The sequence below is a fragment of the Saccharopolyspora sp. NPDC002578 genome (assembly GCF_053592695.1).
Genome location: NZ_JBSFWJ010000010.1, coordinates 102,277 through 125,282, shown reverse-complemented (window position 1 = coordinate 125,282; position 23,006 = coordinate 102,277). Strand labels below are relative to the sequence as shown.

The 23,006-nt window shown below is 72.0% G+C and carries 15 protein-coding genes; 8 read left to right on the top strand and 7 right to left on the bottom strand.

Translation table 11 applies throughout. From position 1 onward, the window contains the following. Together ACWD38_RS07855 and ykgO are read right to left on the bottom strand one after the other, a co-directional pair. Window positions 1–652: 3'-5' exonuclease (locus ACWD38_RS07855; protein WP_450123636.1), on the bottom strand; the 652-nt coding region annotated here is incomplete at its 3' end. 257 nt (window positions 653–909) lie between these two features. Beyond that, complete coding sequence (gene ykgO / locus ACWD38_RS07850; RefSeq protein ID WP_184479917.1) at window positions 910–1,032, bottom strand: type B 50S ribosomal protein L36; 123 nt, start codon at window positions 1,030–1,032, stop codon at window positions 910–912. 215 nt (window positions 1,033–1,247) lie between these two features. Here ykgO and ACWD38_RS07845 point away from each other — a divergent pair, with 215 nt between their 5' ends. Further along, window positions 1,248–2,261: an isopenicillin N synthase family dioxygenase gene (locus tag ACWD38_RS07845; RefSeq protein ID WP_184479916.1), complete on the top strand. Its 1,014-nt coding sequence runs from the start codon at window positions 1,248–1,250 to the stop codon at window positions 2,259–2,261. Window positions 2,262–2,263: 2 nt separating this feature from the next. Further along, on the top strand, window positions 2,264–3,577 hold the full coding sequence (locus ACWD38_RS07840; protein WP_450123635.1) for an O-acetylhomoserine aminocarboxypropyltransferase/cysteine synthase family protein: 1,314 nt from the start codon (window positions 2,264–2,266) through the stop codon (window positions 3,575–3,577). A 61-nt stretch (window positions 3,578–3,638) separates the two neighbouring features. On the opposite strand, the gene ACWD38_RS07835 is transcribed toward ACWD38_RS07840, so the two are convergent. Then, window positions 3,639–6,167: a tetratricopeptide repeat protein gene (locus tag ACWD38_RS07835; protein ID WP_450123634.1), complete on the bottom strand. Its 2,529-nt coding sequence runs from the start codon at window positions 6,165–6,167 to the stop codon at window positions 3,639–3,641. A 107-nt stretch (window positions 6,168–6,274) separates the two neighbouring features. Beyond that, the gene (locus ACWD38_RS07830) at window positions 6,275–6,922 is read right to left on the bottom strand and encodes a TetR/AcrR family transcriptional regulator (protein ID WP_450123633.1); all 648 of its coding nucleotides are present in this window, start codon (window positions 6,920–6,922) and stop codon (window positions 6,275–6,277) included. Between the two features lie 237 nt (window positions 6,923–7,159). Between ACWD38_RS07830 and ACWD38_RS07825 the strand changes: the two genes are divergently transcribed. From ACWD38_RS07825 to ACWD38_RS07810, 4 genes are read left to right on the top strand one after another with little or no spacing between them, the layout of a single operon-like run. Beyond that, on the top strand, window positions 7,160–8,119 hold the full coding sequence (locus tag ACWD38_RS07825; RefSeq protein ID WP_450123632.1) for an alpha/beta fold hydrolase: 960 nt from the start codon (window positions 7,160–7,162) through the stop codon (window positions 8,117–8,119). Between the two features lie 5 nt (window positions 8,120–8,124). After that, complete coding sequence (locus ACWD38_RS07820; RefSeq protein WP_450123637.1) at window positions 8,125–9,297, top strand: LLM class flavin-dependent oxidoreductase; 1,173 nt, start codon at window positions 8,125–8,127, stop codon at window positions 9,295–9,297. Beyond that, a complete protein-coding gene (locus ACWD38_RS07815) occupies window positions 9,297–10,331 on the top strand; it encodes a zinc-binding dehydrogenase (protein WP_450123631.1) in 1,035 nt (344 codons plus the stop codon). The genes ACWD38_RS07820 and ACWD38_RS07815 overlap by 1 nt, the downstream gene beginning before the upstream one ends. Window positions 10,332–10,335: 4 nt before the next feature. Beyond that, the gene (locus tag ACWD38_RS07810) at window positions 10,336–11,499 is read left to right on the top strand and encodes an acyl-CoA dehydrogenase family protein (RefSeq protein WP_450123630.1); all 1,164 of its coding nucleotides are present in this window, start codon (window positions 10,336–10,338) and stop codon (window positions 11,497–11,499) included. Here the strand turns inward: ACWD38_RS07810 and ACWD38_RS07805 are convergent. Next, a complete protein-coding gene (locus ACWD38_RS07805) occupies window positions 11,489–12,328 on the bottom strand; it encodes a hypothetical protein (RefSeq protein WP_184479908.1) in 840 nt (279 codons plus the stop codon). The two genes, ACWD38_RS07810 and ACWD38_RS07805, sit on opposite strands and share 11 nt — an antisense overlap. Before the next feature lie 147 nt (window positions 12,329–12,475). On the opposite strand from ACWD38_RS07805, the gene smpB reads away from it, so the two are divergent. Next, window positions 12,476–13,006 (top strand): SsrA-binding protein SmpB, encoded by a 531-nt coding sequence (gene smpB, locus ACWD38_RS07800; RefSeq protein WP_450123629.1) that lies wholly within the window; start codon window positions 12,476–12,478, stop codon window positions 13,004–13,006. Between the two features lie 203 nt (window positions 13,007–13,209). On the opposite strand, the gene ACWD38_RS07795 is transcribed toward smpB, so the two are convergent. Continuing rightward, window positions 13,210–13,368, bottom strand: a complete 159-nt coding sequence (locus ACWD38_RS07795) for a hypothetical protein (RefSeq protein WP_184486159.1) — start codon at window positions 13,366–13,368, stop codon at window positions 13,210–13,212. Window positions 13,369–13,702: 334 nt separating this feature from the next. On the opposite strand from ACWD38_RS07795, the gene ACWD38_RS07790 reads away from it, so the two are divergent. After that, window positions 13,703–14,137, top strand: a complete 435-nt coding sequence (locus tag ACWD38_RS07790; RefSeq protein WP_221315854.1) for a MarR family transcriptional regulator — start codon at window positions 13,703–13,705, stop codon at window positions 14,135–14,137. Window positions 14,138–14,276: 139 nt separating this feature from the next. On the opposite strand, the gene ACWD38_RS07785 is transcribed toward ACWD38_RS07790, so the two are convergent. Next, entirely contained in the window at window positions 14,277–22,799 is an 8,523-nt protein-coding gene (locus tag ACWD38_RS07785) for a WXG100-like domain-containing protein (protein WP_450123628.1), read from the bottom strand. Between the last annotated feature and the right edge of the window lie 207 nt (window positions 22,800–23,006).

Genomic DNA, 23,006 nt, shown 5'->3' with positions numbered 1-23,006 from the left:
ATCTTCCGCCGATCCGCGCCTTGTTGTGGTCCGGCCCCGCGTCGGGGTGCCGTCGCGGCGCCGGCGCCGCGACGGGTCCGTCGAGCACCGGCCACGGCCAGGACCGCGCGGTCCGCTCCGCCCACGTCCAGCGCGGATCGTCGGGCGACAGCTGCAGGTAGTAGCGCAGCAGCCCGGCGGCGGCCCGCGCTTCGTGCAGCGCGGAGCGCGCTTCGGCCGGCGGTACGCCCGCGGCCTCGCAACACGCGGTGAGGCTGCGCCCGGCCGCGTACAGGAAGCTGTTGGACAGCTTCATCGTGCACAGGCCGGCGGCGGGCACGTGCAGCGCGCCGTAGCCGATGCGCTCGTACTCGGCGGCGAGGAACCGGGCGTCGGAGCTCAGGTTGTGCGCCACCAGCACCCGGCCGGTCAGCAGGCGGGTGAGTTCGGGGGCGATCGCGGCGAACGCGGGGGCCGACCGCGCGTCGGCGGTGGTGATCCCGTGCAGGTGCTGCGCGCCGAGGTCGCGCCCGGGGTCGACGAGCGTGCGCCACTCGTCCTGGACCGCACCGGCCGGATCGAGCAGCACGACGCCGATCTCCGCGACGCGATGGCCCGCGCTCGGCAGCAGGCCCGTCGTCTCGACGTCGATCACCGCATAACCCCAGGACATGACAGGTCCCCTCGCTGTCCGCCGCGACGAACAGCCCCGAGGTGGCGCTGTTCGCTGTCGCTCATCAGCTTTTCGAGATCGCTGATCTCGGCGTTACACCTCGCGCCGCAGGTGGGGCGCGGGGTGCCGGGGCGAGGGGCGTGCTGAGCTGCGGAGATCGCGTGGGTGGTTCATCGCGGAAAGTCCGGTTCGATGTGGTCTCCGTCGCGGTGGCCGCTCGGCCGGGGCTCGCCGGATCGCCGAACCCCGGCCTCCGGTCAGCCCTGGCGGCCCTTCCAGCGGGGGTTGCGCTTGTTGACCACGTAGAGCTTGCCGCGCCTGCGCACGACCTGGGAGCCGTCCTTCTCCTTGAGCGACTTGAGCGATGCCCGAACCTTCATCCGTCCTCCCGTTCTCGCGATGACGGCACCAGTGTAACTGAAGATGGAAATCATTTTCAGAAAGGTTGCAGGTGTGCTCCGTCGAGCGGTGGCTTTTCCCGTGTCGCGCCGGATCACGCGCCCGGCGGCATCACGTGACCCGATCGGGTCCCGTCCAGTGGGAGATCACCACAGGTGGATCTTCGCGGCCTACGCTCCCGCTCGGAGGTGCCACCATGTCGCAGCCCGCGCTCCCGCTGATCGACCTGTCCCGGTTCCGCGACCCCCGCGAACGCGAGGCGCTGCTGGCGGAGCTGCGCCACGCCGCGCACGACGTCGGGTTCTTCTACGTGGTGGGCCACGGCGTGCCCGACGAGCTCATGCGCGGGATCTTCACCGCGACCCGCCGGTTCTTCGCGTTGCCGCTGGAGCAGCGCAGGGAGATCGAGAACGTGCGCTCGCCGCAGTTCCGCGGCTACACCGCCACCGGCCGCGAACTCACCGGCGGCGCCCCGGACCAGCGGGAGCAGCTCGACATCGGCCCGGAGCGCGACGCGGTGCCGACCGGGCCCGGAGATCCGGCGTGGCGGCGGCTGATCGGCCCGAACCAGTGGCCGGCGGCGCTGCCGGAGCTGCGCGAGACCACGTTGGCCTGGCAGGCGGAGGTGCTGCGGGTGAGCCGCGAGGTGCTGCGCGCGCTGGCCGCCTCCCTCGGGCAGGCCGAGGACCACTTCGACGCGTGGTTCGACGAGGAGGCGAGCACCCACCTCAAGCTGATCCACTACCCGGGCACCGCGGATTCCGAACAGGGCGTCGGAGCGCACAAGGACTACGGCTACCTGGCGCTGCTGCACCAGGACTCGATCGCCGGGCTCCAGGTGCAGGACGACGAGGGCGGCTGGATCGACGCTGATCCGGTGCCGGGCGCGTTCGTCGTCAACATCGGGGAGATGCTGGAGATCGCCACCGGCGGCTACCTCACCGCGACCCGGCACCGCGTGCGCAGTCCCGCCGCCGGGGTGGACCGCTACTCGGTGCCGTTCTTCCTGGCGCCGCGCCTGGACGCCGTCGTGGAACCGCTGGAACTGCCACCCGAACTCGCCGCCGAGGCGCGCGGGGTCAGCGCGGACGCGGACAACCCGCTGCTTGCGGCGTTCGGGGAGAACGCGGTGCTCGGCTGGGTGCGCTCGCACCCGGAGGTGGCGCGGCGCTGGTGGTCCGACGTGCTCGACGCGCAGGAGGTGCGCTGACCGTGACCGATCGACGCTGGTCCTTCGAAACCCGGCAGGTGCACGCCGGCTCCGCACCGGACGCGACGACCGGGGCGCGCGCGACCCCGATCTACCAGACGAGCTCGTTCGTCTTCGACGACGCCGAGCACGCCGCCGCCGCGTTCGCCCTGCAGGACCTGGACACCTACGCCTACAGCAGGTTGTCGAACCCGACGACGTCGGTCGTCGAGCAGCGCATCGCCGACCTGGAGAACGCGCTGGGCGCGGTCGCGGTGGCCAGCGGCCAGGCCGCTTCGACGCTGGCGCTGCTGGCGATCGCGAAGGCCGGAGATCACGTGGTGGCGTCCTCGGCGCTCTACGGCGGCACCTACAACCTGTTCGCCCACACCCTCGCCGACCTCGGCATCACCGTCGATTTCGTCGCCGACCCCGACGACCTCGACCAGTGGCGCGCGGCGCTGCGCCCCCGGACCAGGGCGTTGTACGCGGAGACCATCGCGAACCCGAGCGGCGGCGTGCTCGACGTCGAAGGCGTCGCCTCCGTCGCGCACACCGCGGGCGTCCCGCTGATCGTGGACAACACCGTGGCCACCCCGTACCTGTGCCGCCCGCTCGACCACGGAGCGGACGTCGTGGTGCACTCGACGACGAAGTTCCTCTCCGGCCACGGCACCGGGATCGGCGGCATCATCGTCGACAGCGGCCGGTTCGACTACGCCGCAGAGCCGGAGCGCTGGCCGCAGCTGACCCGTCCCGATCCGAGCTACCACGGCCTGATCTTCGACGCCGAATTCGGCGAACTCGCCTACCTGATGCGGGTCCGCACGAGGCTGGTGCGCGACCTGGGCCCGGCGGTGTCCCCGTTCAACAGCTTCCTGCTGCTGCAAGGCATCGAGACGCTGTCGCTGCGGATGACCCGCCACACCGAGAACGCCCGGACGATCGCGGACTGGCTGCAGGACCAGCCGAACGTGACGCGCGTCCACTACGCGGGCCTGCCGTCGAGCCCGTGGCACGCCTCGGCGAAGCGCTACCTCACCGAGGGCGCAGGCGCGGTCCTCGCCTTCGACCTCGCCGGTGGAGCGCCGGCCGGACGCCGCTTCGTGGACTCGCTGACCCTGTTCAGCCACCTGGCCAACATCGGCGACGTCCGCAGCCTCGTCATCCACCCCGCCTCCACCACCCACGCCCAACTCCCCGAACCGGAGCAGCGCGCAGCAGGAGTGGCACCTGGTCTGATCCGCCTGTCGGTGGGCTTGGAAGGCGTCGACGACCTGATCACGGACCTGCGACGAGGACTTTCGGCGGCGGGTCTCGGCGAGGGCGAGGCATAGCGAGAGTCCAGGAGGTCGTGGAGTTCGCACGGCCTCGGCCGTTCCGCCGAGTCGCGGATCGTCAGGTGTGCGCGTCGGGGCGGTCGAAACCCAGAACGTCGGATCGGTCGGCGAGCAGCTGCTCGTGCTCGGTGATCGCTGCGGCATCCGAGTTCCCGCGCCAATGGGCGAGGTTGTCGCGGGTGGTCCGGGTGCGTGGATGGTCGGGGCCGAGCAGGCGGTGGCGGTCGGCGAGGAGCCGTTCGTATTCGGTGATGGCTCCGGCGATGTCTCCCGATTCGCCTCGCCAATGGGCCAAATTGCCTCGTGCGGTCAGGGTGCGGGGATGGTCGGGCCCCTGTATGCGGGACCGGTCGGTGAGCAGTTGTTCGTATTCGGTGATGGCCTCGGTGACGTCGCCGGCCTCGCCCTTCCAGTTCGCCAGGTTGCTGCGTGCGGTCAGGGTGTGGGGATGGTCGGGGCCCAGCACTTCGAGCATCGCGGTGAGCAGCAGCTGGCAGTCACTGATCGCCCCGGTGACGTCTCCTGCACGGCCCTTCCAGTTGGCCAGGTTGTTGCGTGCGGTCAGCGTACGGGGGTGATCGGGCCCCAAGACCTCGGTCTGGTCGGTGAGCAGTTGCTCGTATTCGGTGATCGCCCCGGCGGCGTCGCCTGCCTCGCCTCGCCAATGCGCCAGGTTGTTGCGGGTGGCCAGGGTGTCCGGATGGTCGTGCCCTAGCGCGTGGGTCCGGTCGGTGAGCAGTTGCTCGTATTCGGCGATCGCTCCGGCGGCATCCCCGGCCTCGCCGCGCCAGAGCGCCAGGTTGCTGCGTGCGGTCAACGAGTGGGGGTGCCTGGGCCCCAGTGCGTGGCACCGGTCGGTGAGCAGTTGCTCGAATTCCTCGATCGCCCCGGCGACATCTCCCGATCTGCCTCGCCACAGGGCCAGGTTGCTCCGGGTGGCCAGGGTGGCGAGGTGGTCGGGGCCGAGCACGCGAGATCGATCGTCGAGCAGCTCGCTCAACTCGGTGATCGCACCGCTGACGTCTCCGGCCTCGCCCTGCCAATCGGCCAGGTCGCCACGCGCGGCCAGGGCGTCGAGGTGGTCGGGGCCGAGGAGTCGGCTGGTGTGGTCGTAGAGGTGGCGGAAGTAGTTGACGGCTTCGGCGGCGAGTCCGGCCTCGCCCCTGCTCGCGCCCGCGCGGAAGAGCACCCGATGGCAGCGAGGATTCCAGAGGTGGTCGTGGGCGTTGATGCGCAACGTGTCGGTGTTGGTCCGCAGGATCTGCCCGTATCCGGCGTCGTGCTCGATCTCCGGCCACGTCTCGGTGAGCGCGTCGGCCGCGGCGCGGGCCACTTCCGCGAGGTGCTGTTCGGTGAGCTGGTCGCGGGTGGCGCGTTGGACGAGGGCGTGCGCCCGCACGCTGCGGTGCGGGTCGTCGGGATCGACGGTGGCCAGGCTCAGGCGGTTCAAGGAATGCGCTGCGTCCCGCACGTCGTCGGCCCGCACCGGACTCGTCCGGCCGGACCTCGCGGTGATGTAGGCCAACGCAGCGGGAGAGGTCAGTACGGCGTCGGGGATGCCGTTGGAGTCGAGCACGGCGGCGATTTCCAGCAGCGGACGTGCCAGTCCGGACGGCGCGAGCTGGTCGGCGAGCTCCACGGACAACGACCACGTGGTCGCGAGGGTGGTGCGGTGCGCGTCCGGCAGGCTTTCAGACTCGGGCACCAACTCGTGCAGGCGGCGCCGATCGGCGAATCGCCGCAGGTATGCCGAGCAGGTCAGATCCCGATCGTTGAGGTAGGCGGCGGCCTGGGCCAACGCCAGCGGAAGAAACCCGAGCGATTCGGCCAGTTCTTCGGCTCCTGCGGCGGAAGCCGACCGGTCGGCGAGCTTCGCGTGCAGGTAGGCGGTCGATTCAGCCGGGGTGAACAAGCCGACTTCGATGCGCCGTCCGAGCTGCGTGAGGGCGGAGTCCTGACGACGGGTGGTCACGAGCACTTGCCCGGTCGGCTGCTGCGGTGGCCACAGCTCGTTGAGGTCCCGCGGGTTCTGGACGTCGTCCAGGACGAGCAGCCACCGGCGGTCGGTCGTTTCCAGCCATTCCAGGAAGCGCCTGCTCGCTTCCTCATCGTCGCGCTCCGCGGTGTTGGTGTTCTGCCCGACTTTGAGCGCGGCGGCGGCATAGCCCGACACGATCGCCTCACGTGAGCCCGCAGTGATCCACGCCAGCAGATCGACCTCGCGGTCGCCCCAGCGCTGTCGAGCGTATTCGGCCGCGAGCTGGGTCTTGCCCACACCGCCGAGCCCTGCGAGGACGTGGCTCAGCGGGGTGGTGCCGCCCGTGCCCGTGGCTTCGGTCAGCATGGCGCTGAGATCGCGTTGCTGGAAGCAGTTCGCGCGCGGTGGCATCACCCCGACCCGGCACGGCCATTCCAGCCGCTGACCGTGATGGTGATGCTGATGCACTCCGCTCTGGTAGATGTCGCCGTGGACGACTCCGACCTGGAGGGCGTTCTCGACAGTGCCGCTGATGTCGTTGCGGACGTTCTCCGTCTCGGACATGCGCCTCAGTGTGCCGAACCTGCAATGCCACCAACCGCGAATCACTCGAAAAGATCAGTTGTGGCGACCCGGCGGAGAATGCGTCGGTGTGGAGTGGCATGAGCGGCGGTATTCGGTTGCACGTTGCCGATTCCGCTTCCGGAAGTGCGGGATCAACCCCGCTCGCCGACGATCCTCGCCGCCGTGTCGCCGAGGCCGGTGAAGAGGGCTGTGGCGTCGTCGACGAGGTGGTCGCGGGTGACGGGGACGCGGCCGTCGAGCCAGCTCATGAGGAGTTCGCTGAAGCCGCCGACGAGGACGGCGGCGGTGATGCCGACGACGGGGTCTCCGGGGGCGCCGCGGGTGGCGTCGGCTTCGACGTAGCGGGCGATGAGGTGGCCGGTTTCGATGCGGCGGCGGTTGAGGGCCTCGTTGCCGAGCGCTTCCACGTAGAGGACGCGGGCGCGGCGGTGGTCTTCGGCGACGAAGCGGGTCGTGGAGTCGACGACGGCGCGGACCCGCTCGTGCGGTTCGTTCCCGGCGGCTTCGGCGGCGGCGCGGACTTCGGTGTGCAGGTCGTCGATGAGGCGGTCGTAGAGGGCGATGACCAGGGCGTTGAGGTCGGGGAAGCTCTCGTAGAAGTAGCGCGGGTTCAGCCGGGCGTGCTGGCAGACGGCGCGGACCGAGGTGCCGGTCCAGCCTTCGGTGCCGAGCAGGTCGAGGGCGGCGTCGAGCAGCAGCGCTCGCCGCTCCGCGACTCGGTCCGCGGGCGGTTTTCCGGCCCAGCGGCCGGGTTTGCCGGGTTCATCGGTGGTGGACAACGGTGCTCACCCTACTTCGCGGCGGTCGCCCCGCCGTGCACGGCGGCGGCGTCGAGGGCCGTGGGTGTCCGCGAGTGATCGGGTATTGGCAACGGGTGTTGCCATGTCCTATATTTGGACACGGGCGTTGCCAAAATAAAAGACCGACGTTTTCGACCGCGCGGCAAGGAAAATCCGCTCCGGCCGCCTGGTCGAGCAGCCCGCACGCTCCCGGCTCATGTCAAAGGAGACCCGCCGATGCCTGAGCGCACCGTCGCCGTCAACGGCGTCGAGCTGCACGTCGTGGAGGAGGGAGCCGGCCCGCCGGTGATCTTCGCGCACGGCTTCCCGGAACTCGCCTACTCGTGGCGCCACCAGCTGCCCGCCATCGCCGCCGCCGGATACCGCGCGGTGGCGCCGGACCAGCGCGGATACGGCCGCTCCGGCAAGCCGGAGGACATCGCCGCCTACGACATCCGGCACCTCGCCGACGACCTCATCGCGCTGCTCGACGACCTCGGGGAGCAGCGTGCCGTGTTCGTCGGCCACGACTGGGGATCGATGGTGGTGTGGCAGACGGCGCTGCTGTACCCGGAGCGCGTCGCCGGGGTGTGCGGCATGAGCGTGCCGTTCTCGCCGCGACCGCCGCGCCCGCCGACCGAACTGTGGCGGGAGGCGTTCCGGGGCAAGTTCTTCTACATCCTGCACTTCCAGGAACCCGGCGTGGCCGACGCCGAGTTGGCCGCCGACCCGGCGAGCACGATGCGCAGGCTGCTCTCCGGCGTCCGCGTCGAGCCGGGCGCGGAAAGCGGGATGGTATCCGCGGCCGACGGGCGCGGGTTCATCGAGCGCTTCCCGGAACCCGCCGGGCTGCCCGCCTGGTTGAGTCAGGCCGAACTGGACCACTACGCGGCGGAGTTCGCCCGCACCGGGTTCACCGGAGGCCTGAACTGGTACCGCAACTTCGACCGCAACTGGGAGATCACTCCCGAGCTGGCGGGAGCGAAGGTGCGGGTGCCGAGCGCGTTCATCGGCGGCGCGCTCGATCCGGTGCTCGTCGGCGCACCACCGTCTACTCAGGACGGATGGCTCACCCGGCATCAGGGCGACGTGCTGGTGCCGGACGCGGGGCACTGGGTGCAGCAGGAGAAGCCGGATGAGGTGAACGCGGCGCTGCTGGCGTTCCTCGACTTCGTCGCAGAGCAGGAGCGCGCGTGAAACCCATGAACTTCGGCGTTTTCTACGCCCCCTTCCACCCGACCGGCCAAGACCCGACGCTGGCCCTGGAGTACGACCTGCGGCGCGTCGAAGCGCTCGACGAGTACGGGTTCGACGAGGCGTGGTTCGGCGAACACCACTCCGGCGGCTACGAGATCATCGGCTCCCCGGAGATCTTCATCGCCGCCGCCGCGCAGCGCACCCGGCACATCAAGCTCGGCACCGGTGTGGTGTCGCTGCCGTACCACCACCCGTGGCTGTTGGCGGACCGGCTGGTGCTGCTGGACCACCTCACCCGCGGTCGGCTCATCTTCGGTGCCGGGCCCGGCGCGCTGCCCACCGACGCCGCCATCCTCGGCATCGACCCCGTCGAGCAGCGCCGCATGATGGCCGAGTCGCTGGAGGCGATCCTCGCGCTGTTCACCGAGGACGGGCCGGTCACCCGCCGCACCGACTGGTTCGAGATGAACGAGGCGCGGCTCCAGCTGCGCCCGTACTCGTGGCCGCATCCGGAGGTCGCGGTGGCGGCGATGGTCTCGCCGTCCGGGCCGCGGCTGGCCGGGCTGCACGGCGCCTCGCTGTTGTCGCTGTCGATGTCCGCGCTCGCCGACGGGTTCGCCGCGATCGGGCGAGCCTGGGGCGTCGTCGAGGAGGAGGCGGCGAAGGCCGGTCGTCCCGCGCCGGACCGGGCGAGCTGGCGAGTCCTGGGAGCGATGCACTTGGCCGAGACCAAGGAGCAGGCCATCGCGGACTGCGCCTACGGATTGCCGGAGTTCGGCGCGTACTTCGGCGGCGGCGCCGGGTTCGTGCCGCTGGCCCAGCAGGTCGACGGCGAGCCGCGGTCCCGTCACGAGTACGCGGCGGCCTACGCGGAATCCGACAGCGTGGTGATCGGCACGCCGGACGACGCCATCGCGCACATCGAGATGCTGCTCGATCAGTCCGGCGGCTTCGGCACGTTCCTGATGCTGGGCCACGACTGGGCGAGCCCCGAGCGCACGCTCAACTCGTACCGGCTGTTCGCTCAGTACGTCCTGCCGCACTTCAAGGGCAGGCTGAGCGCGCCGCGGGCCTCGCACGAGTGGGCCACCGGCAAGCGTGAGGAACTGTTCGGCCGGGCGGGCGAGGCGATCGGCAACGCCATCAAGTCGCACGCCGCCGAGCAGGAGCGCTCCTGATGCGCGCGGCGGTGCTCAACTCGGGCCGCGTGTTCGTCCGCGACGACATCGCCGAACCCCGACCGGGCGCGGGCCAGGTGTTGGTGCGGGTGAAGGCCTGCGGGATCTGCGGATCGGACCTGCACTTCGCCCGGCACGGCGCGGAAATGCTGGCGCTGGGCCGCGAGATGAGCGGACTCCCGTTCCAAGCCGACGAGGTGGACCTGGCCCGCGATGTCCACATGGGACACGAGTTCGCGGCCGAGGTGCTCGAAGTGGGGCCGGACACCGAGACCGACCTGAGCCCGGGCGAGCTCGTGACGTCCTTCCCCCTGCTGCTGGCCGAGAACGGGCCGGCGCCGATCGTGTACTCGAACACGGTGCACGGCGGCTACGGCGAGCGGATGCTGCTGTCGGCGCCACTGGTGCTCCCGGTGCCCAACGGGCTGCCCGCGCACCACGCCGCGCTCACCGAGCCGATGGCCGTCGGGCTGCACGCGGTGAACCTCGCCGCACCCACCGGCGAAGGCGCCGTCGTGCTCGGCTGCGGGCCGGTCGGTCTCGCCGTGATCGCCGCGCTGCGAACCCGAGGCGTCGCGCCGATCGTGGCCGCGGACTTCTCCCCGGCGCGACGCCGGCTCGCCGGACGTCTCGGCGCCCACCACGTCGTCGATCCCGCCGCCGAGACCGGGTGGGCCGCGTGGCGCCGGGTCGGCGGTGATCGGCGGCTCGTCGTGTTCGAGGCGGTCGGCGTGCCCGGCGTGCTCAACGACGTGCTGCGCCACGCGCCGGCCGGGTCCCAGGTCGTCGTGGTGGGCGTGTGCATGGGCGACGACGTGATCAACCCCTACTTCGCCGTCACCAAGCAGCTCGCCGTCCGGTTCGCCTTCGGCTACGAACCCGCGGAGTTCGCGGAGTCGTTGCGGGCGATCGCCGACGGGGACGTCGACGTCGCCCCGCTGGTGACCGCGCGGGTCGGGCTGGACGACGTGCCGTGGGCGTTCGACGCCCTCGGCGATCCCGAAGAACACTGCAAGATCATCGTGGAGCCGTGAAGCAATGACGAACTGGACCGCGCTCGCCACCGACCTGGCGGCGGAATTCGCCGAACGGGCGGCCGAGATCGACCGCACCGGCCGATTTCCGGTCGAGAACCTGGAGCGCCTGCGGGAGACCGGATACCTGACCATCGCGGTGCCCGCGGAGTTCGGCGGTGGCGGCGCGGACCTCGCCACCGTCGCCGAATGCCAGCGGATCCTCGCGGGCGGCTGCGCCTCGACGGCGTTGGCCGCGAACATGCACGTGTTCGGCCTGGGCTCGGCCGCGGAGAGCTGGGCCGCCGGTGATCCCGCCACCGAACCGATCTTCCGGCTCGCCGCGGGCGGCACCATCGTCGGCGGGAGCCTCACCGACGCCGCCACCGGCCTCAACGTGCGCACCTCGTCGACCCCGGCGAAGCGCACCGACGGCGGCTACGTCATCAGCGGGCGCAAATCGTTCTGCTCGCTGGCGCCGGTGCTCGGCTTCTTCTGGGGGACGGCCGCCGACACCGAGACCGGTGAGCTGCTGCTGTTCGGGCTGCGGCGCGACACTCCGGGCCTGGGCTTCGTGGACACCTGGGACACGATGGCGATGCGCGGCACCGGTTCGTGGGACGTCAAGTTCGACGACGTGTTCGTGCCCGACGCCGCCGTGCAGCGCGGTCGCAAGCCCAGCGACCCGGCGGTGTGGGACGAGGTGCAGGAACGGGGCTTCGCCTGGTTCGCGTTCACCGTCGCGTCGATCTACCTGGGCGTGGCGCGGGCCGCGGCGCGGTTCGCCTACGACTACGTCACGAACCGGACCGTCACCGGGGCGAGCCTGCCGATGGCGCGCCAGCCCGCCCAGGTGTTCAACGCCAGCCGGATCGAACTGCTGCTGCGACCGGCGGAGGCCCTGGTCTCCGACGGGCTGCGCAGGCGCGCGGCGGGCGAGGTGCTGGCGCCCGCCGACCTCAACACCCTCAAGTACGTGGCCGTGAACGCCGCGGACGAGGCGGTGGACCAGTGCGTGCGGATGGTCGGCGGGCACGGCATCTTCCGGAAGCTGCCGCTGGAGCGGTTCTACCGCGACGTGCGGGCCGGGCAGTTCCACCCGCCGAACAACGACGTGGCGCTGGAGACGATCGGCAAGAGCGCGCTCGGCATCGACCCGCTCGCCGAACCCCGCTGGCCTACGGACTGACCCGGTCGTCGGCGAGCAGCTCCGGAGCGTAGGCCAGCAGCAGCCGCAACGCGCTGATCGGGGCGGCCACCGGGTCGGGCACCGCGACGTCCCTCGCCAGGTGCCCGCCCCGGTAGGTCGGTTCGGAGATCGTGACGTCGGTGAACCAGCGCAGGAAGTCCGCCGGGGGCAGCGGCAGCCCGACCGTTCCGCGCAGCGCCTCGTTCAGCGCGAGCAACGCGGTCTGCGGGTTGCGCAGCAACCACCGGTAGAACTCGGAGAACTCGTAGATCTGCTCGTCCACCCTGCTCGCCACCGCGCCGTGAGCCGCCGCCAAGCGCAGGCCGTGCTCGGTGGAGGCCTGCTCGGCGTTGCCCCACGCCGGGTCGTGCACCCACCGGTCGGTGAGCTCGCCGCGGTGCGAACGGCGCAGGTAGTCCGCCCACAGCTCGGAACCGGGGTTGCCGAAGTCGTCCTCGGAGCGGCCCAGCGCGATGGCCGCGCCGCGCTCGACGCCCTCCAGGATCGCCGCGTCCACGTAGGACACCCAGGTGCCGGGGGCACCGAAGCCGTTCTCGTCGAAGAACCGGATGACCCCTTCGATGTTGCGCCAGTGCCGGAATCCGGGGATGTACTCGGCGGCGATCTCGTCCTGGATCGCGCGCACGAACACCAGCCGCTCGCTCAGCGGCAACCGCTCCAGCTCCAGCGCCGAGCAGTCCAGCGCCGCCGCGCAGGACCGCCCGTCGCGGACGGGAGCCGCGCTCGCCGGCGGGCAGCCGAGCGCGATCAGGGTGGGCACGAGCAGCAGCAGGGCCGCACCGCGCAGGCGGTCGAGTCGGAGTCGCACCGTGGTTCCTCCCGGAAGGCGGAAATCGATCACGGCCAGTCCAGCAGGCGGGCGGTCGATCACCGCACGGTCGGGGCCGAACCCACCCGATCGGATGATCATGGCGGCCGGAACACGACCTCGGGCGGAGGTCGTAGAGTCGGAGGCATGGTCCAGCACGGGGACCGCTCGGTGATCGCGACGAATCGCCGGGCGCGGCACCACTACACGATCGTCGACACCTACGAGGCCGGACTCGTCCTGGTCGGCACCGAGGTGAAGAGCCTGCGGCTCGGCCGCGCCTCGCTGGCGGAGGCCTTCGCCACCGTCGACGGCGGGGAGGTGTGGCTGCGCAACCTGCACATCGCCGAGTACTGGCACGGCAGCTGGACCAACCACACGCCGCGCCGCACCCGCAAGATGCTGCTGCACGCCAAGGAGATCCGGGCCCTGAACGTGCGCGCCCGGGAGACCGGGTTCGCGCTGGTCCCGCTGTCGATGTACTTCAGCGACGGCTGGGTCAAGGTCGAGCTCGCGCTGGCCCGCGGCAAGAAGAACTGGGACAAGCGCCGCGACATCGCGGCCCGCGACGCCGAACGCGAGATGGCCCGCGGCATCGGCTGGAAGATGAAGGGCCGCCCGGTCGAGAAGGGCAGGCGCAGACCCCCGGAGGACCCGGTGCTGCGCTACAGCCCGTAGGACCCGCCGGTGGCCACAGCGGTCATCGGTTCGGAACCCCGGCAGCGGCGAAGGTCACCCCGAGCGGTCGGGTTCTCAGCGGCTTCCTCGTGAGGGCACCGATTTCGCTGTGTACGGCATGCATGAGAGATCGATCCCGCACCGAGGAAGCCGCTGAGGTTCCGCTACTCGACCGCCGCGCAAGTCGCTGCGGAGAAGGACGTTCAGTCCTCGTCCGGCTTGGCGTGGTTGGGGACGCCGGGGTTCGGGTCGCGGGACAGGTCGATCAGGGGATCGATGTCGGCGCCCTCGGGGGCGGCGTGGTCGGCGACGCCGGGGTTCGGGTCGCGGGTCGGGTCGATCAACGGGTCGGGCTCGCTCATGCCGTGCCTCCTCTGGTTCCGGTTCCTCAGTGGGTGCCGCCTGGCGGCACGGTGCCCAGGATGCCTGGTCTCGCACCGGGTGTGAGCACCGGGGAGGGCGTCGCGTGCACCCTGGGTGATCAGGTGATGACCTGATCGATCCGCGGCGGGGTCTCCCACTGCTCGCCCGTGAACTCGTCGTGCCGGATGAGCAGCATGGTCGATCGTGTTCTCGTCAGCGGCGAAGCCGTTGACCGGCGTCGCCGCTGAGGTTCCGGTGCTCGCCCCGCTGCGCAGGCCGAGAGCGAAGACGAGCCGTAAGATCAACTGATCGGTTCGGCACGGAAGGAGCCAGGTGTCCGCGGAGGAGTACCTGCCAGCCCTGGAAGAGGAGATGCGCGAACTGGGGCGCCGCACGCGGTTGCGCACCCGCGAGCTCGCCCGCGCCGTGCACCCCCGGCTCGACCCGACCGCCTATCCGCTGGTCGTCCTCCTGTCGAAGGAGGGGGCGATGCGCATGTCGGCCATCGCCGGGGCGCTGTCGCTGGACAAGTCCACCGTGAGCAGGCAGGTCGACGCCGTCGTGCGGATCGGCCTCGCCGAACGGGTGCCCGACCCCAGCGACGCCCGCGCCCGCCTCGTCGTGCTCACCGAGGACGGCCGCGCGAAGGTCGCCGAGCAGCTCGCCGACCAGGCGCGGCGGTGGCGCGAAGCGCTGGGCGGCTGGAACCCCGACGACGTCGCCGAGCTCACCCGCCTCCTACACCGCCTCGGCGAATCCGACTTGTGATGGGGGTCGGGGTCTTTTTGCTTGGTGGGTCGCTTGGCGGAACCTCAGCTGTCCTCGCGAGAAGACAGCTGAGAACCCGCGGGTGTTCCAGTTGCTTTGGTGGTCGCTGCTCAGCGGCTTCGCCGGTGACTAGAAATTCTCAACGGTTCTCTCTGCTCGGGGTGAGGAAGTGCGCCAGCTCCGAGGTGGGTTCGTCTCCTGGTGGGGCCGGGTCTGTGGGGGCGTCGTGGAAGACGTCCTCGCCGAAGTCCGACACCGCGTCGAAGAACACGTCGGACTCCGCGTCGGAGTCGTCCTCGGTCTTCGGCGGTGGTTCCAGGCCCATCGCGCGCAAGCCGTTCTCGTCGGTGCGCACGTGCACCGCGTCCCGCGCGGTCCGGGGCGCAGTCCACTCCGAGGGGACCTCGCCCCGGTATCCGGGGGTGATGGTCCACCGCGCGCGGGCCTCGACCAGGTAGATCTCCCCGTCGGAGAGCTCGATGTCCTCGGTCTTCTTGCCGTTGAGGGCGGCGGTGTCGGTGCGCTGCCAGCTCAGCGCCGGGCCGCTGCCGCGCACCTCGCCCATCTCGGTCAGCGCGGTGCCCGGTTCGAAGCTGCTGCCCGCCGTCGGCCGCGGGAACAGGGTCAGCGGAGCCGAAGCCATCAGCGTGTTCCACATCGGACCGGAAGTGCGTTCGTCGTTCACCGAGCTCTTCGAGACCTCCGTCTTGTTGATCTCCAAGCCTTCCAGCGGCGTGTACCCGGCGGGCGTCACCCGCGCCTGCTCCAGCCGGACGTGGAAGGTCAGCGACCGCAACGGGTGCCGCTGCCCGAACGCGGTCCGGTAACGGGCGTCGTGGTCGAGCCCGTCCAAGCGGTAGCCGGTGTCGCCGAGCGCGTCCGGCAGGTGCGCCGACAGCGCCGACGGGCTCGCCCCGGTGTTGATGGCCTGGCGGGCCGAGGTCGCCTCCGGCGGGACCGCCGGGGGAGCCTGCCCGGTGTGCTCGCCCGCCGGGACACCGTCGAGGACGTCCCGCACCACCCCGGCGATCGAGCCGCCGCCGGCGCGGGAGTAGTGCGCGTCGGGGAATCCGGTGACCGGCTGCGCCTCGCGGTCACCGGGGGCGCTCTCTCCGGCGGGGTGGTAGCTGTGCACCGCGTCCGGGATGGCGTCGACGCGCGGATGCCGCACGTCCGCCCCGGGCATGATGTTGTCGACGAGGCCGCCCGTGAGCGCGCGCGCCGCGTGGTTGGCGTGCGCGGTCCGGCGGACCTCCAGCTCCAGTTCGATCGGGTGGCTGAACCAGGCGATGTCGCCGGAGGTGAACTGGGACGTGGTGCGTTCGGTGACCGACTCCTCGGTGCGCTTGCGCGTGTCCGCGAGCGAACCCGTCGTCATCGCGCCCGCCCCGACCGAGCGAGCGATCTGCGCGTCCGTGTAGATCGGGGTGCGCAGCGAGAAGTTGCCGTTGTGCGAACGGCTCGACGACACGACCGCGCTCGTGGTCGTCGTGGCCTTCGACTGGTGGTTGTCCGACCAGCCCTCGTCGGTCCCGGTGAAACGGCCTTCGCCGAGCCGAGCCCGCAGCAGCAGGCTCAGCCTGGTCGAGCCGAGCGGGCCGTCCACCGACGTCGACCACTCCTTGCCGAGCCCCACCAGGTCGGGCAGCAACGTCGCGAGGCCGCGCGGCGAGACGTCACCGAGGACCTGCCGAGCCAGGTCCTCGGCCGCGACCCGCTGCCCGGAACCGTGGACGACGCGTCCCGCGGCGTCGGCGATGCCGGAGGTGAGGAAGCGGGTGAACCGGGCCAGTGCGGCCTGCGGGACCTCGGCGGGCGGCACCCGCAGCAGCGAGTCCTTGATCTGCGAGACGAGTCGTTCGGTCACCTCGGGACGCACGCTCGGCGAGGCGTGCCCGTCGAGGACCAGCCTCGGCACCGGCCGCTCCTCGGCGGTGCCGCGGGACGCGTCGTCGCCCTCGCCCGCGCGGTCGGAGGCGGGCGCGCGTTCGCCGGACGTGCGCGGCTCGGCGTCCGCGCGGTCGTGACCGTCGTCCCAGCCGGGCGGCAACCCGACCTGGTCGATCTCCCGCGCGGGCACCCACACCTGCACCGAGTCCCGCCGGTCCGCCTGCGCGTGCCGCCACTCGCCGACACCGCGCCCGTCGTACGGGCCGACCCCGGTGTGGACGACGTCGCGCCCGGACAGCAGCGTCGTCGTGTCGTAGGTGACCAGGTACGCCGGACCGTCGTAGGTGGTCGTCGTGGTGTGCTCGTGCTCCTGCTTGACCGAACCGCCTTCGGAGTCGTTGCGCGCGTACCCGTAACCGGGCTGCGGCAGCAGGTAGAACTGCTTGATCGGCGCCACACTCATCCGGCCGTTGCCGAAGGTGTAGTCGGTCCTGCCGCGTTCCGAACCGTGCCCGGTGGAGCCGGTCGACTTGCCGATGAACGTCAACGTCATCTTCGTCGGCGGGCCGGAGACGCGCGGATTGCTCAGCGCCACGTGCATCGCGGCGTCGCCGAGCCGGTTGCGGAAACCGAGCCATTCGCCTTCGGCGTACCGGTGCACCGGGGTGGTGTACGTGCCGGTCGTGGCGCGGTCCAGGTTCACCGCGACCTTGTCCTCGCCCGCGAAGACGTGCACCTGCTGCTCCGCAACCTGCGCGCCGTCCGGGTGTTCGCCCAGCAGCTCGCCGCTGAGCCGATCGGCGCGGCCCGCGGGCAGGTCGAGCCCGTGCACGGCGAAGTGGTCCGGCAACGAGCCGGGCGCCCAGCCGTCCGGGCGCGCCGGGGCGTCGTGGTCGACCGCGCGGTACTCGGAGTTGCCGTCGGTGGCGGGCTCGGTGAGCGCGGTGCGCCCGCTGCGGTAGGTGGTGGCCGCGCCGCCGTCGACGGTGAAGCGCTCCACGATCCCGTTGTCGCGCAACGAGATCTCGTAGTCGATCGGGCGCTGGTGCGCGGTGAACTTCTTCCCGGACCAGCCGAACCCGCGTCCCTGCCCGCTGGAGGAGTCCACGGTGCGCTGCTCGCCGCCGAACGACCGGTTGTACCCGGCGGTGAACTCCAGGGTGCGGTTGATGCGCTCGGAGCCGATGCCCGCGCGAACCCCGGAACCGCCGCCGGCGGTGGTCGCGCCGCGGACCGTTTCGGAGTGGTCGATGCGGCCCTTCTCCTGCAGTTCGCCGCGCAACGTCGTGTCCTCCCAACCGGATCCCTCGCGGGAGCGGTCGGTTTCGGGCGTGTAGCGGCGTTGCGCGCTGCTGGGAGGAACCACGCCGTCCGCTGAGCCGGCGAGGCCGACGGGTCGCGTGCTCCCGGAGTCGTCAGAGTCGGTGGTGCTCGCGTCGGCGGTGTCCCGCGCGTCGGGTGAGCTCCCCGCCGCGGATGCCCTCGCGGTGCCGGCTTCGACGGCGGAGCCTTCGCGCGGCACCGCCCGGATCACGACGCGCACGAAGTCGTCCGGGGTGCCGGTGCCGGCGTGCGTCCCCCGGTTCAGCAGGAACGACATGCCGTCGCCGTTGAGCTCGGGGGAGTGCGACAGCAACCCGCGCGGCGAGGTGAAGTAGCGCAACGCCACCTCGTTGTCCGAGGCGCGCACGTTCCCGGCGGTCCCCGCGTCATCGCGCAGCACGGCGGCGGGCAACCGGTCCCGCAGCGCCGTGCGCAGGCCGTCGGCGTTGGGGAAGTGGGTCTCCGCGGCCCCGATCACCCGGTGTGGAGCGAACGGGGCCGTGTTGTCCTCGGCGAGGTGGCCCGGGTCGTCCGCCGGCTTGTCCGGGGCGTCGGGCTCGGCCAGCGACCAGGTCGTGGCGCCTTCCGGAACGTGGTGGCCCGCGTGGCGGACCTGGCCGTCGTCGAAGCGGACCGTGACGTCGTAGGTGAGGTCGCCGACCACGCCGTGCAGCCGTCCGCTGCCGAACCACGTGGTCGCGGCGGTGTTCTCCACCGTGCGCACGGTGGAGCGGTCGGTGCCGCTGGACCGGAACGCCCGACCGTCCAGCCGCAGGTCCAGCCGGTCGCCGTGGGTGTAGCTCGGCTGCGCGGTGCCCGGCTTGTCGAACAGGCTCCAGGTGAAGCCGAGCCCGAGCCCGGCGTTGACGTTGAACGGCTGCGCGGACCCCGCCGTGTGCGAGGCCTCGTTCTTGTAGCCGCGGCCCTGCTCGGTGAGCATCGTCGGTTTCGGCTCGTCGTCCGGTTCGGCGTCCTTCCCGGATTTCCGCGCGGTTTCCGCCGATCCGGACGTCTCGTCGGATGCGCTGGTCTCCGCCGTGGCCGGGACGCTGCGTGCCGCTTCTTCCGAGTCCGGCGGGGGACGGAGCTCGGATGAGCCGGGATCGCTGCGCTCCGCCGGGCTCGTGCCCGCGGACGTGCCGGGCCGCTGCGATCCGGCCTCCGAGGTCGCCGGTTCAGGGCGCGGCGGAGTGGTGAACCCCCGCGCGCCGCCTTGCCGGAACCGGATCTCCACCTGCGCGGTGCGCCTGCGGCCCGCGTCGTCGTGCATCTCCAGCGCCTTCGTCAGCGTCGAGCCGTCGAGCACGTCGTTGCCCAGGTGCGACAGGCTCTTGCTCCCCGTGAGCTCCAGCAGGTCGTTGCGCACCGGCGAGTTCACGGCGCCGGTCGCGGCCGTCCACCGCGGATGACCGCCCACCAGATCGCTCAGCACGTCGAACAGTCCCTGATCACCCCGCACGAAGGTCGCGCGCGGGCCGCCCGCTGACTTCGCCTCGGCCGCGTCGACCTGCACCAGCACCTCCGGCATGGTCAGCTTCGCGCCGCCCGGCTGCGTCCCCGAACTCGCCGTGGTCCGGTCGGGGCGCCGCACGACCAGGTCGTGCACGAGGTCGTGGGTGCTGCCGGACCACGTGTTCGGCGGGGTGTAGCTCGCGCTGTGCTCCAGCTCGGTGGTGTCGCCGTGCGCCCAGGACGGTTGCGGGGTGGCGCCGCGGAACCCGAACGACGGGTCGATCGTGCGGTGCGGGTTCGAGGTGCCCGTCGGGGGCGGCAGCGACAGGAAGTGGTTGAATCCGCCGTCGCGGCGCGGACCGGACTGCTTGTCCCCGGCGGCCTTGCCGTAGGCGCCGCCCGCCACCGAATCCGTGCCGTGCGCGAAGTCCTGCTTGCCCGAGGTCGGTTCCGGCGAGGCGCCGTCCGAGGTGTCGTCACCGGGCCGCAGCCGGACGTGGACCTCCACCGCGTCCGCGCCCTGCCCGGTGCGCAACCGAAGTCCTTCCTGGGTGAGCACCTTGAAGTCGTCCTTCAGCGCGATGTCGGACAGGCCGTCGAGCAACCGGTCGACGCGCGCCGCCGGGACCTCCGCTCGGTGCAGCGCGGCCCGCGCGTCCGCTCGCAGCGCGGTGCCGTCGATGGCGTCGGCGATGACCGCGTTGTGCCGCACCAGGTCGTGGACGCGCTGGGTCCGCTCGGTGACCGGGCCTTCGCGCGGAGCGGTGCCGTCGATGTCCAGGACGACGTCGCCGGAACCCTCCTGGAGCCGTGTCGCCGCGAGCGGTGCCCGGTCGGGTTCGGACGCCGGGTCGAGCTCCGCGCCCCTGGATCGGGTGGGGAGCTCGCGCAGCGGGATGCCGTCCGCGTCGGACAGGTGCGCCCGCTCGGGAACGGTCGGGAGTCCCGAGCGGGGCGCGTGCTCGCGGGCGGGCGGCGCCGAATCCTCGTGCGCGCGCGGGGCGGGCTCCGCTGCGCGTTCCTGACGCAGGTGCGCGCGCGGCGGCGGGGCGGGCGCGTCCGGTCGCCGGTCTGGAGGGGCGGCGCCGGTCTCGGCCGTCGCCGAGGTCGTGGCCGGGCGGCGCGTCGCGTTCCCCGCCGGTCCGCTCGGGTCGCTGCTGGTAGCCGGTCGCGTGTGCGCATCGTGAGGGGTGCCGGGAGCGCTCGTGATGCCGGGGGTGCTCGCGGTGCCGGAAGGGCTCGCCGTCGTAGGTGCGGAGGACGGTGCGGAGTGCGTCGCGACCGAGTGGTTCGGCAGCGGAGTCGTGGCCGGAACCGCTGAGGGCTCAGCGGATCGGGTCCCCTCCTGGCCGACGCGCTGCTCCGGCGGCGCGACCCGTTCGGCGCTGTCTCGCGCCACCTGGGCGGTGTCACCCCGCTGCCGGAAGCCGGGCTGATCCGTCTCGCTCCGGGCTCCTGGCTCCGGTCGGGCGGTGATGCTGTGGATCGTCGACTCCGGCTGGCGGGTCTCGTTCTGGATCGTCGGCTCCCGCTGGCCGGTTTCGCTCCGGGAGCCCGGATCCGAGTGGTCGGTGGCGTGCTGGATCACCGACCGGTCGGTTCCGTCCGGCTGGGCCGGTGCAATGCGGTGGTCGCGGTGCTGCTCCTGCGGAGTCTCCCGGTCGTGCGGCTCGGCGCGTTCCACGTCGCGCTGGCGAGGCTCGGCCGGGGCCGTGTCGTCCTGCTCGTGCGGTGCGCGCTCGGTGGCGGTGGTCGCGGCGAGTTCGGCCTCAGGTGCCGCTTCGCGCGGCGCGACCGGGGGCGATGCCGAGTCGCCCTGCGCACGCGCGGCGGCGCTGGGCGCGTCGCCGTCCTGAGCGGAGCTCAGTTCGGACGGAGCTGCGCGGTCGACGGGGGAGTGCGGCACGGGAGCTGTGCGCGAGTGCTCCCCAGCGAGCACATCGGTGGAGTCGGACGACACTGAATCACTCGCGGGTCGCGCGAAAGCCGTTTCGCTCCGCGCGGATTCGCCGACGGCGCGCTGCGGCGATGCGGTGTCGTCGTGCCGCGCGCCGTCCGCGGTGGCCGGGTCGTGCGGCGCGATGCCAGCGGGTTCCTGCGGTGCGACACGGGGCGCGGGCTCCGTCGTCGTGTCGGCGGTCGGCGAGTCCTGCCGGGCGGATGCGTCCGGCGCCGACTCCGCCGACGTCGAGGTGCGGGAGGGGGCAGCCGTGTCGTCCCCGGTTGTGGCGTTCCGCCCCTGTGCCGCGCCGGATTCCGCCGGGTGCGGGTGTCCGGTTCCGCGCGCCGGTTCGGCGGATTCCGATCGCGGATCGCGGGGCGTCTGCTCGGTCGCGGTCTCCGCCCGCTCGGCCGCGGCGAACTGCCGTGCCGACTCCGACGCGCGATGTTCGACCGGCGTTTCCCGTTGCCCTGCGGTGAAATTCTGCGCGGTGTTCTCAGGGAAACCGGTATTCCGGTGGTCTTCGATCGCGGAATCCTGAGCGGGCGACTCCCGGTGCAGTGCGGCGGCTCGTTCCCGGGGCGTCGCCGGGGTGGACTCCTCGCGACGCTCCTGGCTCGGCTCGGCACTTCTCGCATCACTGCTGGAGATGCCCTCCGCCTCGGATCGGCCCCGCGGCGCGTCCGAACCCGTGGTCGAAGCCGGAGCCGGAGCCGTGCCGGAGTCGTCGTCGGACCGTCGCGTGGCGGGAACCGCGTCCGCGATCGCTTCGGCTCCCGAGGTCGAGCGAGCCGCGCTCGATGAATTCGACTCCACTGTGGACGAGCGCGGATCCGGTGCGGCGCGGGGACGTGTTTCGGCAACGCCGTCCGCGCGCTCCGGACCTGATTCCGGCACGGCGTCCCGCGAGACCGTCCTGACCGGGTCACCGCCCGCGGCGGCATCGGACGCCGTCGTGTCGCCGCGCGCGGCGGATTCCGCGCTGGGCAGGTCCGGCCCGGTCGACTCGGTGGTCACCGAATCCAGCCCGCCGATCGCGTCGCCCACGTCGGGCGCCGCCTGCACCGGGCCGTAGGCCCCGGCACCGCCGCGTCCTCGACCGCGTCCGCCCGCAAGGCTCTCCAACGCGGCCGAGGTGAACGTGTACGCGCCCACGCCCTGCATCCCGCCGGCCGCGTTCGCCGCCGCGTCCCCGGCCAGCGCCGCGGCGCCCTGAGCTCCGGCGCCGAGGGCCCGGTTCGCCTCCTTCCCGGCCCGGCTGTCCGCGAACCGGTCCATCCCGCGCACCGCGTCGCGGCCGAGGCCGCCACCCGCACCGGGTGCGCTCGCGGACTTCTTCAGCGCGGCACCGCCGATCCGGGTCAGCTCGTGCACGAGCGAACCGGCCGCCCCGGCCGCGGCTCCGCCGACCGCGCCGCTGATGGCCGCTCCCTTGGTGAACTGCTCGTTCCAGTCGGTGCGCTTGCCGGTGGCCAGCTGCAATCCCTGGACGGTGGCGTCCAGCGACAGCTCGACGACTTCGTTGACGACCGCGCCGGAAGCGGCGTTCAACGCGACGCGCCCGGCCACGGTGGTGCCCGCCCGCGCGATGATGTTCGCCAGCACCTGCGAGAGCACCCGGCCGATGACCACGCGCGCCACCGATGCCGCCGCGGCCACCAGCGCCTGCCCGATCCCCGGGATCCAGGCCAGCGCGATCGTCGCCGCCAGCATCACCAGCTGCACCACGATCATGATCCGGGCGTACTGGATGTCCGCGGCGGTGTTCTGCGCCTGGTCGGCGAGTCCGCGCGCGGTCTCCCGCAGGCCGTCGAGCGTCGGCAGCAGCGTGCCGCGGACGTGGTCCCCGTAGGACTCGGCGAATTCGCCGCGCATGTGCTCCTGCAGCCCGTGCACCGATTTCCGCAGCGCCGCGGCGGTCTCGTCGATCGCGCCTATCAACGAATCCCAAGCGCCGGCGATGCGTTCCAGTCCTGCTTCGTCGCCCTCGGGCCACGGCTGGCCGCCGACGATCTCCAGGGCCTTCTGGAGCCCGGCGGGTAGTTCGGTGGGCATGCGCTTGTTCTCTCCATCGAACCTGGGCCGCGCCGGGCGAACCGGAGCGAGGCAGGCGGCATCGCGACGAGCAGCTGCGCGCTGGTCGCCTGGTGGCGGGGTGGGGATCGAGGGCCGCCGATGGTGCATCGCATCGGCCGAAGATCTTGGTTAGGTTAGCCTAACCATTCTTTCCGGCAAGTCGCAATGACCTGTGAGATCGCGCAT

Bases quoted from the DNA above. Each gene is read 5' to 3' on its own strand.
- ACWD38_RS07785 (WP_450123628.1), bottom strand. From the start codon at position 22,799: ATGCCCACCGAACTACCCGCCGGGCTCCAGAAGGCCCTGGAGATCGTC.
- ykgO (WP_184479917.1), bottom strand. From the start codon at position 1,032: ATGAAGGTTCGGGCATCGCTCAAGTCGCTCAAGGAGAAGGACGGCTCC.
- ACWD38_RS07845 (WP_184479916.1), top strand. From the start codon at position 1,248: ATGTCGCAGCCCGCGCTCCCGCTGATCGACCTGTCCCGGTTCCGCGAC.
- ACWD38_RS07810 (WP_450123630.1), top strand. From the start codon at position 10,336: ATGACGAACTGGACCGCGCTCGCCACCGACCTGGCGGCGGAATTCGCC.
- ACWD38_RS07820 (WP_450123637.1), top strand. From the start codon at position 8,125: ATGAACTTCGGCGTTTTCTACGCCCCCTTCCACCCGACCGGCCAAGAC.
- ACWD38_RS07815 (WP_450123631.1), top strand. From the start codon at position 9,297: ATGCGCGCGGCGGTGCTCAACTCGGGCCGCGTGTTCGTCCGCGACGAC.
- ACWD38_RS07825 (WP_450123632.1), top strand. From the start codon at position 7,160: ATGCCTGAGCGCACCGTCGCCGTCAACGGCGTCGAGCTGCACGTCGTG.
- ACWD38_RS07795 (WP_184486159.1), bottom strand. From the start codon at position 13,368: ATGAGCGAGCCCGACCCGTTGATCGACCCGACCCGCGACCCGAACCCC.
- smpB (WP_450123629.1), top strand. From the start codon at position 12,476: ATGGTCCAGCACGGGGACCGCTCGGTGATCGCGACGAATCGCCGGGCG.